Here is a 17074-nt window from a genome sequence, read left to right as displayed (position 1 = left end):
AAAATCTTCATCCCCTTTACAAATGGCGCTTCCGCAAAATGATAAACTAATCCTGCATACGCTCCAGCGCATAATCTGCTTCCTCCGCAGTCAGTTCGCCCGCTTTTAATTGTCTGAGGAGCTCTTTTACTCTCTCGTTCTTTCCATTGGAATCCGCTGTTGCACGAGTCTGTGCCTCCGCGGAAAACGTTTCTTTTTTACGAATGGTTACATCCTTCAAACCTGCAAGTCTTTCTCCTTGTTCATTAAGCAGCTGAATATCGTAAATAAGCTCGGATTGACCTTTTTGGCCTGTTTTACGCGCATAAACCCAGCATTCTGCTGAAACTTTTTTCCGAATCGTAATCTCTCCTATTGAAAAAGGAACATAAACAGATGCCTCTTCTCTTCCGTCGGTAATTCCGAACAAAGATTGCAGAGCCCCATCAATTAAAGACGGATGCAATGTATAATGTTCAAGAGCATATTCGGCTTCTTTTGGCAGCAATAAGTGTGCAACCGCTTCCGTTTTTCCGCCCCATAAACGTTGAATCGGCTGAAAAGCGCGCCCATACAGGAACCCGTTTTCCCGAAAATACTCGTAACATTCATCTTGTTCACGGACAAAAGCACTTCTGTTTATGATCTCTTGTCTGTCGATGTTCTCTATATCATCATCACTGTAATGATGATCATAATCTAATTCCCCCGTCACAAATCCAGTCCTTACAGCAGCATCCTCGTCAGGTGACATGTTAAATAATATGCTGCCGTCTTTTACGGAAATGTGAGTGTAAATGGTCAGGCTCTCTTGCAAAAGCATGGCCGGTCTGGCAAATATCACGTTTTTTAAACGAGTGACCTTTTTCTTTCGATATGACCGCGTTCCCGCTGCGCATGCCATTTCAAGAAAAGCAGCTGCCGGGAGAATGCTCTTGTTTTTTACGATGTGGTCTTTTAACCAAATCTCTTTTTCTCTTAATGTCGTTTTAAAAAACTGCTGTTCCAGAGTAGATTCATTCGAATCCAGAAGCGGGTGCAGTGAAGACTGCCGCGGCAATATTTCCGGAAATGTTGCACTTTGGTTTCGAGGCACCCAGTAAGACTCCTCAGCAAATGGATATAAAGGAAGCTTGACCTTTTGCGGGGTATATTCTTCATATAACTCTCTCCATTGAATATCAGCCCCGAAAGACCATAATTTTGCAAGAAGATTCAAGTCCTTTGTCTCCATCATCACCTCGAGGAATTTATCTTTCATCTTTTGATCATGAAAGATAAAGACTTTATCAAAATCTTTCGTAACATTCCCTTTGTATACGCCCTCCCCAATTGTTCCTTCAGTACAGAAAGTTCTCAGTTTCTCCTTAAGTTCCGGCAAATCGGAAGCTACAACAGCAAGTCTGTCTTCCATCGGTTCCCTGCATGTCTGCAATGTAAAAGCGATATCAGCTGCCGAGGCCTTTGTCTCCCGCTCTGTGAATTGCAGAAGGCGCCGAGCGTATTCTTTCAGCCTGTCTTCATTTTTGGCAGAGAGAACTGCGGCAAACGGACCGCTTATTGTTTGTGTGTCCGCATGGTTTTGATATTCTTCCACAATGACATGGGCATTTGCTCCGCCCGCTCCGAACGAACTGATTGCTGCTCTCCTGCGGGAGGCGCCTGATTCTTTCCGCCACTCTTCTTCTTTCTGCTGAACGTAAAAAGGCGTCTTTTCAAATCGGATATTTTGGTTCAGCTGTTCCGAGTGAATGGATGGCGCCAATTTCTGATGCTTAAATTGTAAAAGAACTTTTGTAAGGGCTGCTATACCTGCAGCAGACTCCAGATGTCCGATATTAGACTTCACTGAACCTATGGCACAAAATTGTTTATCGTCCGTAAATTTCTCAAACGCTTTTGTCAATCCTGCAATCTCAATCGGATCTCCGAGCGAGGTACCCGTTCCGTGTGCTTCCAAGTAGCTGACGGATCGCGGACTGATGCCCGATTTCTTGAAATTTTCAGCAATCAGCTCAGCTTGTGCATTCGGATTCGGAACCGTAAATCCATTGGTTTTTCCGCCATGATTTACAGATGTTCCTTTAATTACTCCGTATATATGATCCTGATCAGCAATTGCTTTTTCCAAAGGTTTCAAAAGGACGGCGCCCGAACCTTCTCCCGGGACATAGCCGTCTCCGCCCTCTCCGAAACTTCTGCACAATCCTTCGGTGGAAACAAAATTACCTTGACTCAGCCAAAGGTATTTGCTGGGGTGTATGGACACATTAACGCCGCCCGCAAGCGCAATTTCACTTTCCCCTCTTTTAATGCTCTCACATGCCAAGTGAATGGCCGTCAGCGATGATGAACACATCGTATCCAGTGCAATGCTCGGACCGGAGAGATTAAAAAAGTATGAAACCCTGTTCGCAATAGATGAAAAGAAGGAACTGAGCGCAATCGGATTGCCCCGCGCAGTTTCTTCTGCGCCGAATAATTGATATTGTCCGTACATGGCTCCGACAAACACACCGGCTTTCATACCGTTAAGCTTCTCTTTTGTATATCCTGAATCTTCAAACGTATGCCAGGAGGTTTCGAGAAAAATTCGCTCCTGAGGGTCCATCAGCTCAGCTTCTTTATGAGAAATGTGGAAAAACAGCGGATCGAATTGATCAACACCGCTGATAAAACCGCCCCACTTACTGTTGATTTTCCCCTTCTCCATTCTGTCGGGACTGTAATTCGATCTGAAATCCCAACGTTCCTCAGGGATTTCAATAATACAGTTTTTCCCTCCGGCAATGTTTTCCCAGAACTCCTCAAGAGTATCGGAATTCGGATATCTTCCGCTCACACCGATAATGGCAATATCCTCACCCGGCGGAACCATGCTCGGTGCAGCTGCAACCCTCTGCTGCCGATGCTGTTTTTTACTCAGATTTTCTCTTTTCTTTTGCACTCTTGTTACCGGAGCTGCCCCTGCGGACTTAAGCACTTTTTCTTTAAAAGATGTTAGGAAGAAGTTTGAAAGCTCTTCAATGTTCTGATATTCAAAAAAGATTGTTTTTGGAAGATCCCCGAAAGTATCTTCAAGCTTTGAAATAAGTGACATGATCATAAGTGAGTTGATTCCGAATTTCTCAAAAGAGTCCTTCGCATTTATTTTATGAGCTTGGATTTTCAAGACACCGCTGATGATCTTGATTAAATAGTCATTGACTTTTTCTTTCGCAGCGTGTTCCTCTTCTTCATCGTGTTCCGCCGTGAGTGTATCATGATCTGCTGCAGCTGTATTTCTTTGAATAGAAAGCGCTTTTATCATTTTATCCCGCTTTCCTTCTGCAGGCATTAAGCTGGTAAATGAAGACCGCAGCATTTTCAGAAACGCTTCCAAAACAGAGGAAGTTCGCATCGGAGTCATTCCGTATTTTTCTTTTATTTGGTTGATTCCATTGCTGTCGAGACTCATCCCGCCATCTTTCAATAACGGCCAATTGATTGAAAGGGTTTTTCCGTTTCGGGAGAGCTGGGATCGAAGCACTGCAAAACTGTCCATAAAATGATTTGCGTACGCATAGTCACTTTGGCCGGCATTTCCATAAGCGGAAAAAGAAGAAAAGAGAACAAAAAAATCAAGATCTTCGTCTTTTGTCAGCTCATCCAGCCAGATTGTCCCGTAAACTTTCGGTTTCAGTACGTCCGTAAAATCACTGAGACTTTTATTTACAAGAAATGAGTCACGAAGGATGCCGGCAGCATGAATGATCCCGTTTATGCTGCCGTACCGCTGTTTAACGCCGAAAATGAATCGCTCTGCCTCTGTTCGATCTGTGATGTCCGTCCGCTGATATTCAACAATAGAGCCGCTCTCATTAAGCTTACTGATCCGTTCTTTTTGATCAGCGGTTAAAAAAGAACGGCCTGTAAGTATAATCACGGCTTGGTTTTCTTTAGCGATGTGTTCCGCAAACAGCAGCCCGAGTTTTCCCGCTCCTCCGGTAATGATATATATACCGCCTTTTTGATACGTTACAGATCCGTTATCGTGTTCCGGATTATCAATATGCTGCAGCCCTTTCACATAACGGGTATGTGAGTCTATTAAAACCTCACATTCATCCGTTCGAAAGCGCTGTATTTCACTGATTGCAGCATCCCACATCTCGGAAACCGGAGGATTTTTGTCAGAATCCTCATGGCGAATCTGTATGGTTTTCGCTTGAAGCTTGGAGCTTTCCATGTTTACCGTTTTCATGAACCCTCCGACAGCTTCATGAAACGGCTGATTCAGACCGCTTGTCCAATAAATATGCAATAATGTAACAGGTTCGTTTCTCCGCATTAAAGCTTTTGATAATAAAAAGAGCGAGTTTATCCCTCTGCGAAGAGTTTCATTAACGGATTCTTCAGTGAATTCTCTGATTTCTCCGTTCCATAAATAAAGCACGACATCAGGTGTAAATCCGTTTTCAGCCAAATCAGACAGCAGCATTTCGACATGATTTTCATCAGAAGGATTGATTGTGCATCTATTCCGTTCAATTCTATAATTAGAATCGGGCGTTACGAGAATGACACGGTTATGATCTCCATTCATCATCTCGGCATGCTGAAACAGACGGTTATCCTCATCAAAAATCAGCATATTCCCCGGTGCCTGCTGATTCGGCATATCAATGTTATTTGTTCTTACCCAATCGTTCTTAAAAAAAATGGTTGGGGACGGAGCTTGTGATTCCGGCTCCGCCTTTTTTTCCATTTGTTCTTTTCTGTAAGTGCGAATTAGCTCCAGTCCTGCATCAGGAGACATTTGCTGTTCTTCAATTAAGGAAAGTATTTGTTTGATCTGCACTATTTTCCCTCCAGCAGCTGATAAACTTGGTCAGCAGAAAGTTCACCGTTTTTCAATTGTTCTAATAAGAAGAGAATTTCCTGATCTTCATTTTTACGTCCTGCGGTTAATTCTCCCCCGGTCACTTTTCTGACAGAAAAGTCTTTCATGCTCACGGCTATTTCGCCGCTCTCGTTAATAAAATCAATGTTATACGTATAAAAACCGGTTTCTCTCACCGAGACATGGCATCGGGCAGTAAGCGCCCTCTTAATGTGAAGCTCTCTAAGTGAATATGGAACAAATAAGCCGTCTTTCTCATTATCTCTTAACAAAAATGCCGCCGCTTGAAAACCGCCGTCAATTAATGAAGGATGAAGTGTAAAATGTGAAAACCCTTTCGCTAAATGAGCCGGAAGCTCCAATTCTGCCATTAACTCCATATCACCGCGGTATACGGCTTTCAACGTTTGAAAACTGCTATGATATGTCAGGCCCATACGACTGAAGCGGTGATAACACTCTTCCCGGCTTATGACAGCCTTACTGCTGCGTTTGAACTTATCAATATCGACATACTCAGCATTGCTGTTTATGTCTCCGAATACTGTTTCACTTTGTGTGCAGATTTGCTGCACGCCATCCGGACCCTCTTTACATATCGTTACGTTCAACTTATCTTGTTTCATTTCCAAGTCGGTATAAATGCGCAGCGTTTTTCCTTTATATAATATAGGTCTGTTCCACATCACGTCTTTTATTTTATATACTTTACTTTCTCCGCTTATTTCCGCACAAACAAGAGCCATTTCAAGCGAAGCGGCTCCTGGCAGCACATAGTCTCCTGAAACAAGATGATCAGTGACGAAAAATTCAGTTCCGGAAATAACAGTTTTAAATGCTTGTTTCTTTAATGTTGAGACATTCTCGCTGATTAATGGGTGAAGACTTTTGCTATTAACCTCGCTTTTGTTCTTTTTCGGGGTGAACCAATAACTCTCTTTTGCAAACGGATAAGTTGGCAGCGGCACTCTATTCAATTTCTTATTGCCGATTGTCTTCCATTCAAACTCGGCTCCATTGGCCCACCATTGTGCGAGCAGCTCCTCTTTTCCGCTTTGAAGAGCCTCCTCAATCATATATTCAGAAACAGCTGTGGGCTCTTCAGTGTTTTCGCTTATAAATACGCCTTTTTGCACCTTGCTGTCATCAAGAAAGCTGACGTATTTATCTCTCAGCTCAGTCAGACTCGCTGCACATACGGCAATTCTTTCGTTCATTGCTTCCCGGCCGTTTTGCAATGTAAATTCCATGTCACTGGCATTAACGGTCATGTCACCGGCAATCACGCGCTCCAAGTACTGAAGCATAAGCCGGATATACTCAAGTAATTGATCTTTGGTTTTCGCAGATAAAACAAAAATATGTGTGTTACCGTTGTTTTCCGGCACTTCTTTTTGAGGTTCCCTATATTCCTCTAAAACAATATGCGCGTTCACACCGCCGAATCCGAATGAGCTGACACCCGCTCTCCTCGGCAGATCGTTGTTCTCTTTATCTTTTATCGGATTCCACTTTTGAGCGGTTTCTGTGATATAAAATGGTGTATTTTCCAGTTTGATGTATGGATTGAGTTCTGAAAAATGGGCGAGTCCCGGAAGTTTGCGATATTTAAATGCCAGTAACACTTTCATCACTCCGGCTATTCCGGCAGCGGTTTCGAGATGGCCGATGTTTGTTTTCACAGACCCGATTCCGCAGCATTTCTGTTTCGCAAAAGGAATGTCCCATTCTTGATATAACGTTTTAAATGCCTTTATGATGCTGTTTACTTCAATCGGATCGCCAAGACTTGTCCCTGTGCCATGCGCTTCTATATATCCCGCAGTGGCGGGGCTGACTCCCGCCTTCCGCCAAGCTTCGGTTAATAAGTCCGCCTGTGCGTTCGGATTCGGAGCTGTCAAAGAATTGGCGCGGCCGCCGTGATTTACAGCTGACCCTTTAATCAAACCATATATATGATCACCGTCTGCCTGTGCTTTGCTGAGCGGCTTGAGCAATACTGCAGCCGCCCCTTCACTCCTTACATAGCCGTCAGCGCTTTTATCGAACGTTTTGCACTTTCCGTCTTTGGAAAGCATACCTGCTTTATCAAAAGCTATAAACAGAGTAGGGCTTGTCATAATATGCACACCGCCTGCAATCGCCATTTCAAAATCGCCTCTTTGAATCCCCTCAGCCGCACGATGAAGCGCAACTAACGAACTTGAACAGGCAGTGTCAATCGGTTCGCTCGGACCCGTCAGATTCAGCTGGTAAGAAATACGATTTGCCAATATACAATGATTTAAACCGGTTGCGGTCTGCGCCTGAACAGAGACGCCATTTTCATTCAGACGTTCAGCATAATCCGTTGTGGCGACCCCTGCAAACACCGCGGTTTTCGTCCCTGCCAAATCAGACGGCTTATAGCCCGCATCTTCTATTGTTTTCCATACAGTCTCCATAAAAATTCTTTGCTGGGGATCCATTAATTCTGCTTCGGCGGGAGAAATCCCGAAAAACAACGGATCAAAACTGTCCGCGCCTTTGATAAATCCGCCTTTTTTTATTTTTGTTCTATTGACGTCCCTGATCGGATCGCCGTCAAACTCTTTCCAGTTCCAACGGTCTTCAGGAATGTCTGTAATCATATCCCGCCCTTTTTCAATTCCTTCCCAAAAGTCTTCCAGCGAATCTGTTTGGGGGAAACGGCCGCTTATTCCCACTATTGCAACCGGCTCATTCATATGTCTTTCCTCTTGCCTGATTTTGTTTTCAGGCTCAGGGGAATGTTCATAAGATTCCGGCGGAGGCGTGCTGTACAATGTTTTTTCGTCAGCTGCAGAAAAAGATTCTGTCTCAGCAAAAAGGATTTCTCCGTATTGCTCGATTACATAATCAGTCAATTCAGCCAGTGAATTGCATTCAAAGAAAACGGACGGCAATAATTCCGTACCATATTGTTGATTGATTTCATTTCCGAGTCTGGTAAACGTAATCGAATCAAATCCGTACTCGCCGAATGAAGTCTCTTCTTCTATTTCCTTTCTGTCAATCTTCAAAATACTTGACATCATCTTTGCGATGCCCTCAATCAGATTTTCTCTCCGGTCTTTCGCCGCAGATTCATCTGAAGAAAAAGAACCGCAGAGATGAAGCTCCTCGGAATACTCACTCTTTAAAAACTCAAGAAGTTCATTAAAATCAGTAAGACCGAAAAAATCTGACGGCATCATTGATATTCCTAAAGTTTCGTTTAATTCGTTGCCCAGCATTGTAAACATAATTGAATCAAATCCGTATTCACTTATCGGCAGTTCAAAATCAAATTCCCGTTCTTCAATTTTTAATACGCCGGTGATGGTGCGCGTCAAAGTGCTTTTTAAAGATTCAGTTATTGACAGCTCTTTCGGTTCGTGATTTTCGTCGGCGATTGCCGGATCACTTTTTCCGCTGTCAATCGTTATCATTCGTTCCAGCTTTAATTCATTACCGCTAAATACCATTATTTGATGTTCACACCCTGTCATTGCTTGATCAAATGCTGCAAGGCCTTCCCGTTTTCCCAGAGGCAGCATTCCGAAACGGTCATAAAGGAACTTCTCTGAATGAATATCAATTTGCATACCGCCTTCTTTCCATAAAGGCCAATTAATCGAGACTGTTTTTCCAGGTTTATTTTCCGCCGCTCTCATTTCCGCAAAATAATCCATAAACCGGTTTGCATAAGCATAATCAGTTTGTCCGGCATTCCCGATTATTGCGCTGATAGATGAAAACATAACAAAAAAGTCCAGAGGTTCTCTGTCTGTATACCGGTCAAGCCATATCGTTCCGTAAACCTTGCTGGCCAAGACTGAATTGATATCCTCTTCACGCTTATTGATGAGTAATGAATCTTTTATCACACCGGCGCTGTGAATAATTCCTTTAACAGGACCTAATTTGTTTTTGACGAGTTGTATCAGGTTGTTGACATTTTCCTTATCAGAAATATCGGTTCTTACATAAAAAACCTCTGATCCGTTTTTTTCGAGCTCTTTTACATTGCTTACGGCTTCCTCAGAAAGCTCTGACCTGCCGATAAGGACAAGTTTTATTCTCCCTTTTCGCACAAGATGTCTGGCGAAAATCAGTCCCAGACCGCCTGTTCCTCCTGTAATGAGGTAAACTCCCCCTTCTTTTACTTCCATCTTTTTGGGGGGCTCGGCACTTTCAATTTCTGCAGAGTGTTTCACCTGCCTGATTCCATCTCTGTATCTGATTTCTGAAGTATCATCGCTGATGATTGTTTCTTTCACAAGGTTTTTTAATTCAGGCAGACCGGTGTTCAGCTGTAACTGAATTTCGTCGCTGTGTATTTCAATATTTTTACCGGACAACATAGGATGTTCTAAATGAAGCGACCTAAAAAAGCCGCTGATTGCCATTTGATAAGGTAAGATTTGATTTTCCCTTTTGAAAAATACATGTGATATCAGGATTTTATGTCTTGGGATTGTTGCTAACAGAGCTTTCGTTACATTGAAAACCGGCAAAACAGCCTCTTCCAGCTTTTCACGAACGTTCTGCTCAATTCCCGTTTCAGGGCTCATCCCGATTAAAATGACGCGGTCAATTGTCACTTGTCTTTCTTTAAGAATCGCCAGCAATTTCTGATAGCCGTCAAGTTTGACGCTGTTCAATTCAAAGGAATCAGCTTCTTTTTCTTGAAAACTGCCGCCATGGCGGACAAAGATCATGTTCAGGCCGATATCTTTATATGCCTGGCGGATCAGCGGTTCTGATATATCCCGACGGAGCGAAATCACAAGGCAGCTGTTTAAACCGCTGGCTTCAGGCTGATGAAGCAGAGGGGCCCGCTTCCACATATCAGTGTAATACTTAACTGAATGCCGCTCATCCTGAGTCTGCGGTGCAGCCCTTAATGCCTTCAACGCCAAGTTTTTTATTTTAAGACTTACAGATCCGTTTTCATCCATAAATAGTATATGAAACCTTTTGACATCATCATGTTGTCTTTCATCGGCAGCTGTAATGTAAGCATAGCCGTTTGCCGAAGGTGCGTGAAGAATCTCCAGCTCACCTAATTCAAAAGGCAAATATGCGGTGTGATCGTCTTCCTGACCGGACGTAAACCCTGTTGTGGATTGAAAAATGCCATCCAATAAACACGGTTCCAGCAGCGTGCCGGATTTTTTATGAATGCTCTCAGGAAGTGATATTCGTGCAAGAACAGCATTTTCATGGATAAACAGCTGTTTTATTACCTGAAAGCTGGTTCCATAGTCCAAACCGCTCTGCCGGAAATCCCTGTAACACTCAGCGCCGCTGATTAATCTTTTCTGTCCGGTTAACCAGCTGTCCAATTGAAAATGCTCTGTATGAGAGGCATCTTGATCTCCGCATGTGATAATGTTTCCTTGGCAGTGAACTGCCGCTTCAGGTTGCATATCGGTTTTCACCACAAATCTGCCGTCTTTTTGATTCGGCAGCAGATCTATCATTATCGTCTTTTCTTTCTCAACGGTTATCGGAACCGCCCATACAACCTGACTCAGTTTTATGACTGATTTTCCGTACAGCCTCTCTCCCGTTTCTCTGGCCGCTTCGATGATTGCCGCTCCGGGCAGAACCATATTCCCATGTACAACATGGTCTTTTACATAATATTCAGAATCTGAAAGCGTTTTATAAAATCGGCACTCACCTGCTGAAAAATCAAATAAAGGAGCTGTACCGGCTGCTGATGTTGTTTGCGCCTTATTTGACACCCACAGTCTGTTTTTTAAGAAAGGGTAAGTCGGCAGGGCAATTTTTCTCGGTTTTCTGCCGGTGCGGAAGTCATCCCAGCTTAAATTGCCTCCTGATACCCAGAATTCAGCCATTTCGGCTAATGTGGTGCTGCCGGATTTGAGCGGAAGATCCGATTGCTGCTGTCTGCGTTTATGATTCAGTTTTTTCCCTCTAAATATTTCGTGATCATCAATTCCATTATAAAAGTGATTTAATTTCAACATCAGATCATCGATATTATTTGAAATGACAGCAAGCCTTTCCGGCATGGCTTCACGCCCTTCAAGAAGGGTATACGCAATATCAGAAAGGTGAAGCGGCTTGTTTGTTCCCGCTTGCTGTAAAAACTCGCCCTGCTTATGACGGGCCTTTTGAAGATATTCCTCCAGCTGTTTTGCTGATTCCCGTAAACTCAGTGAATGCTTGGCTGAGAGTACGATAAGTTCCTCACTTTCCTCATGCCTCGTATGACAGTCAGCAGCAGACTCATACTCTTCCACAAGGATATGAGCATTTGCCCCGCCCGCTCCGAAAGAACTTAATCCCGCGCGCCGCGGATATTTGCTGTCAGAATGTTTTTCATTCGCGGGTTTTATCCAGTCGGCGGTTTCCTGCTGAAGACAAAAAGGTGTCTCTTCCAGATAAAGATCCGGATGCACCCGTTCAGCATGCAGTGTTGCGGCTATTTTTTTATACTTCATTTGTAAGATAATCTTTGTCAGGCCGGCAATACCCGCGGCCGCTTCCAGGTGGCCGATGTTAGATTTAATCGATCCGAGAGAGCAATATGAAACATCTTCGGTATAAGCTCTAAACGCCTTGGTCAGGCCTCGGACTTCAATTGGGTCACCCAGCGGCGTCCCCGTGCCGTGGGCTTCAATAAAGCTGACACTTCTGGCGCTCCAACCGGCCGCTTTAAGAGCTCCTTGAATTAAATCCGCCTGTGCGGCAGGATTAGGCACCGTATAGCCATTCGTCTTTCCGCCGTGATTAATTGCCGTTCCTTTAATGACGGCGTACACAGTATCATTATCACGTATGGCATCTTTAAGCGGTTTAAGAATAACGGCCCCGACACCTTCCCCGGGTACGAAACCGTCGCCGCCTTCTCCAAAACTTCTGCATTTTCCCGATTTTGAAAGCATCCCCATCTGACATCGGTATAAATAGTCAGAAGGATGAAGATACAAATTTACTCCTCCCGCAACCGCAACCGAGCACTCACCCTTTGTTAAACTTTGGCAAGCCATGTGAATTGCCGTTAAGGATGAAGAGCAAGCCGTATCTACAGGGACACTGGGACCCGTAAAGTCAAATGTGTAAGACACTCTGTTCGCGAGAGACCATGGGAACGAATTTGGAAGTACATCGTTTTTATCCGTCGGTATTCTTTCGCCGAGCAGCTTGTAAGAATTGGTTGTCACTCCCGCAAATACACCGACATGTTTTTCGGTCTGCTTTCTCAACCCTTCAATGGTATATCCCGAATCTTCAAATGCTTTCCACACGGTTTCGAGAAATATTCGTTCCTGAGGATCCATCGCTTCTGCTTCTCTCGGCGATATTTGGAAAAACAAAGAATCAAATGATTCAGCATTCTTTAAAAACCCGCCCCATTTGCAATAAATTTTCCCCTCATGCGCTTTAGCGGGGTCTGGATCATAGTAGGTCTCATAATTCCATCGTTCTTTCGGAATTTCTGTGATTGCGGTTCTCTCTTTTGATAGAAGCTCCCACAATTCTTCGATATTTTCAGCCCCGGGATAACGGCCGCTGATACCGATTACCGCTATCCCGTCAAGATGTTCTTTTTCCTCCGCCGCAGGTGCAGTGATGTTTTGTCCCGGTCTGGCGGGGGTAATGCTCTGAATCTGTTTTCCTTTTTCCTCCCGTGAAAATAAACGCCCCAGCCGATCCGGATATTCCTTTACAAGATGATCTGCTAAATCTCTGATTGTATGAAATTCAAATAAAAGCGTTTTCGAAATTGCTCCCAGTGACTGCTCCAGCTTTGTGTTGCATTGATGAATCATAACCGAATCCATTCCATATTCAGCCAGATGCACATCTTGATCGATCTCTTCCCGTTCTGCACCGACCTCAGAGGAGATGATATTGGTTAAAAACAAAACTGTCTGATCCAAAATATCGCCTTGAGCCAAAGGAATGGCACTGCCTGTCTCTGTTTCGTCCGTCAAAAATCTCTGCCGCATAAATTGTTCAAAGCGCTCATGATCACCGCAGACTGCAATATTATGCAGCTGACCCGAAGTTACAATCCGCGAAAACCATTGCGTTCCGTCTTCAGCAGGAAGTTCTTCGAGCCCGGAACCATGAAAAAGAGACGTCCGCCCTTGACCTGACAGGTTCGCCCCCATTCCGATGTCTTGCCATAAAGGCCAATTGATTGTCAGCGTGCGGCCGCTGCGCAGAGAATTTTGCCGTTTCTGCTCCCGATATTCGGCAAAATGATCTAAAAAGCCGTTTGCATATGCATAATCACATTGGCCTTCGTTCCCTGCAATAGAGACGACTGAAGAAAAAACGGCGAAAAAATCCAATTCCAGCGACTTCGTTGCATGATCAAGATTCAATGCACCATGAACTTTCGGAGCAATCACCTCTGAAAGTTCCTGCTTTGTTTTTCGAAAAAGCAGCGAGTCTCTGATAACGCCTGCACAATGAATGACGCCATGAAGACCTTCATGCTGATCGGTAATACCGTCAATCATTTTTTTTACCGCTTCTTTATCGGATATATTCGCCTGTATATAATAAACCTTTGCTTTAAAGCTGTTCAGGTATTCTAAATGTTTCTGCTTATCTCCGTTTAAAACAGATCGCCCCGATAGGATAATGGTGGATCTTTCAGTTTTCGCGCAATATTCAGCGACTTTACTGCCAATCCCCCCAAATCCCCCTGTAATTAAATACACTTTATCTTTTTCAGGGTATTGAATGGTCTTTGTGTATGATTCTTTCTGCTTCACTAACATCCGTGCATATCTTACGCAGCCTCTGTAAGTGATATGAATATGCCGATCAGGCGCTGTGTTTATTTCTTTATAAAGAATGTCAGCCTTCTCTGAAAATGAAACGGATGCAGAATCATGTTCAAAGCAAACCGTCTTACAATGCAGCTGCGGGTATTCTTGTTTTACCGATTTTAAAAAACCGTTCACACCTTCAAAATACGGCAATTTTTCTTTTTGATCTGCGCTGAATGTATAAATGAACGTTACTTTGTTTATAAGGTTCTCGCTGATTAAAGCCTTAGTCAGATAAAACACGGAATAAATTCCTGATTCGAGTGTTTCTTCCAGTTCAGGCTGTTTTTCAGACCACGTATGCAAAATTGCATCAGGCGCTGCGCCTTTTTCCTTTAACAGACGAATGACACCTTGATAATCTTCGGGACGCTGCCTGTTGATCGTGAAAACACTGTCGCTTATCTGCTCTAAACGGTCACCGGGCATAATAAGATATGCGGACGTATTCTCTCTTTTTTTCAGCTCTTCAAAATAGTCTTTATTCCCGGAGAACAACAAAATAGTACAGGCTTGTCCGCTGCCCGCTTCATTCTCAAGTGCGGTTTCTTTCCATACCGGCGTATAAAGTGCCTGATTCTTCTTTTCTGAAAAAGCCGCGTCTGATTTTACCGGCTGAGGGTTTAAAGAAAATTGAGAGCGCTCAAACGGATAAGGCGGAAGCGGGGCTTTTCTTTTATGATCATCACCTAGTTTCGCCCATTCAATCTCTTCTCCTGAAAGCCACATTTGCATAAATGAATGATAAAGAGCCTCATCAGCTGCTTTGTCCGTTTCAAAAGCAGCCGCTTTGTTTAGTTTTGCTGATGGAGGGAGCGATCCGAATTGGAAAACTGAAAAATCAGAAATATACACATCCGGCTCCGTTCCCGTTTCTTCCGTGTGAAGCGGCATATGGTCAGCTATCTCCTGAGACACGGCATCCATTTGATTGTATTCTGTCATCAACGGAAAACGAGTTTTATCATAAAAACCTGCCGGCTGCTCATTCATACAAGCAACAGCCTGTTTAATTCCGTCTTGCTTTTTCAATAACATGCTCAGAAAAAGTTCTTTAGACAAGATTCCTTCATCAAGTAAATTTAATATTTCCAGAACATAATCATTATTAAAGAATCCATCATAATCTGTTAAATCCCATCTCTTATACAGTCTTCTCATAGAGGCAAGGATAGCCATGATCGCCGCTTCCTCATCAGCCGGCAATGCGTTTCTTTTATCCGCCGTGCGATTCACAATATAAGATAAAATCTCGATTTCCTGAGTCTTTCCCGCTTTATCCCACTCTTCTAAAAACCCTTTAAACGTATATTGGTGCTCAAGAAGCAGCCGTGTTTTCCCGTACAGGCGGTCTGTAAAATCAGCCGGGAAGCTCAGACCGTTCAGCAGCATCCTTACATAATCTTCATTTAATCGAACCGGCGGGTATGTTTTTGAAGTGTACGGATTGACAAATGGAATGGACGGCGGCTCACAGGATATGTGCGAAGGTTTTTCAGCGCCTGTGATGACAGAAATGGCCTTTTCAATTTTGATGATATCCGCTGCTGCAAGAGCGACGTAATATCCGTCTCCGGCGCCTGTAATGAGGCTTGGCTTAAAACCGGATGCCAGGATACTTTTTATGATTTCCGTATTGATAACTAAAGAATACAAGCGGATTTTCTCAGGTGTCCATTTTCTTTTAAATGAACTGTGCAATGTTGGTATACCCTTCAGCACCAGCCTTACGTTCTTTTCTAAATCAGGGAACACCCGTTTCAAAACGGCAAATTGTTTATAACTTTCCCATTTGAAGTCACCGATGGCAAGCGCCCATTCAGAATCTTGTTTCCTCCGAAAACTTAATCCCTCTTTAAGCTGATTTTTAAATTCCTCCTTGCTGCCTGCCAATAAACCAGCCCTGTAATCAAACGATGTCCTTGTTAAAAGGGTGCTGCTGATCACTTCATTTGATATTTTGCAAAATTCCTCAGAATCGTCAGCAAAGGTTCTCCAATGATGTATCATTTGTTTCATGCTTTCTTCACTTTTAGCGGAAAAAAGGAAGGGTACCCTTCCTTTTCTGTCAGATTCGTCTTTTGTATGTATAAATTCTTCGATGATGACGTGAGAGTTGACACCCCCAAAACCGAAGGAGCTGATTCCCGCCCTGAGCGGAGCCCCATCTGCCGCCTTCCAATCACTTGAATCAAGCGACGGCCTAAACGGTGTTTTTTCAAACTGTATAATTGGATTTACCGTATGTACATTCAGGCTTTTCGGCACCCTCCGGTGTTTCATCATCATTAGAACTTTTATCAATCCGGCCATTCCCGCCGCTGCTTCTGTATGACCGATATTTGTTTTCACACTTCCGATCCTGCAATATTGAGTATCCTCAGTATATTGCCGATACGCTTTTGTCAATGCTTCTATTTCTATCGGATCGCCCAGAGATGTACCTGTGCCATGTGCTTCTACATAAGAAACCGTCGCAGCATCGACAGCAGCGTTGTGTAAAGCTTCTGAGATGACCCGGCACTGCGCTTCTGCTCTGGGAGCGGTTATGGAACGGGATTTACCGCCATGATTAACAGCTGTCCCTTTTATGGTCCCGTATATATGGTGACCGGCTTTTACTGCATCACCCAGGCGCTGCAGCAATACAACGCCTGCCCCTTCTCCGGGAACGTACCCATTCGCCGCTGCGTCAAAAGTTTTACATTTGCCGTCAGGACTCAGCATTCTGGCTTTAGAAAAAGAAATATATTTTCCGGGTTGGAAATTCAAGTTTACTCCCGATGCGATTGCATAATCGCTTTCTTTTGTCCGCAATGACTTAACCGCTTCATGTAAAGCAACAAGCGATGATGCACAAGCGGCATTTACAGACATGCTTTTTCCGGTCAAACCGAATGTGTATGAAAGCCGGTTGGAAAGCATAGCTTCGAAACTTCCTAAACAGGCATAACTGTCGATTTCCGATTCAGCATGACCTGTCTGCCGGTAGTCAGAATTCATAATACCCGCAAAAACAGAAGTGGTTTTACACTGGAGATCCTGCAAAGAAACCCCTGAATCTTCGATGCACCGCCAAGTTTCTTCTAAAAGGATTCTTTGCTCAGGATCCATGTTTTTCGCTTCCCGGGGAGAGATATTAAAAAACTTATGGTCGAAATGGTCAGCTTTATGAATAAAACCTCCCCACTTGCTGATTGTTTTGTTCGGTATACTGATATCAGCTGAATAATAAAGATCGGGATCCCACCGTTCAATCGGCACTTCCCGGATGGAATCTTTGCCGCTATTTATGTTTTCCCAGAATTCATGATAATGATCTGCATCGGGGAATCTGCAAGCAACCCCGATTATCGCGATATCCGCACTCTGTTTATTCAAATGAACCATT

At 43.7% G+C, this 17074-nt stretch carries 2 protein-coding genes; both read right to left on the bottom strand.

The annotated features are described in order from the left end of the window. Positions 1-46 precede the first annotated feature (46 nt). Positions 47-4819 carry a type I polyketide synthase gene (locus tag NSQ37_RS13180; protein ID WP_341123942.1) on the bottom strand — a complete coding sequence of 1591 codons (4773 nt, stop codon included), beginning with the start codon at positions 4817-4819 and terminating at the stop codon, positions 47-49. Continuing rightward, complete coding sequence (locus NSQ37_RS13175) at positions 4819-17073, bottom strand: SDR family NAD(P)-dependent oxidoreductase (protein WP_341123941.1); 12255 nt, start codon at positions 17071-17073, stop codon at positions 4819-4821. The genes NSQ37_RS13180 and NSQ37_RS13175 overlap by 1 nt, the downstream gene beginning before the upstream one ends. Position 17074 lies beyond the last annotated feature (1 nt).

This window comes from Bacillus sp. FSL P4-0334 (assembly GCF_038004825.1).
Lineage (GTDB): Bacteria > Bacillota > Bacilli > Bacillales > Bacillaceae > Bacillus > Bacillus velezensis.
Note: the sequence above shows the minus strand (reverse complement) of the source record. Positions and strands in the feature narration are given on the sequence as shown.

Coding starts and splice junctions, on each gene's coding strand:
- NSQ37_RS13175 (WP_341123941.1), bottom strand. CDS start 17,073: ATGGTTCATTTGAATAAACAGAGTGCGGATATCGCGATAATCGGGGTT.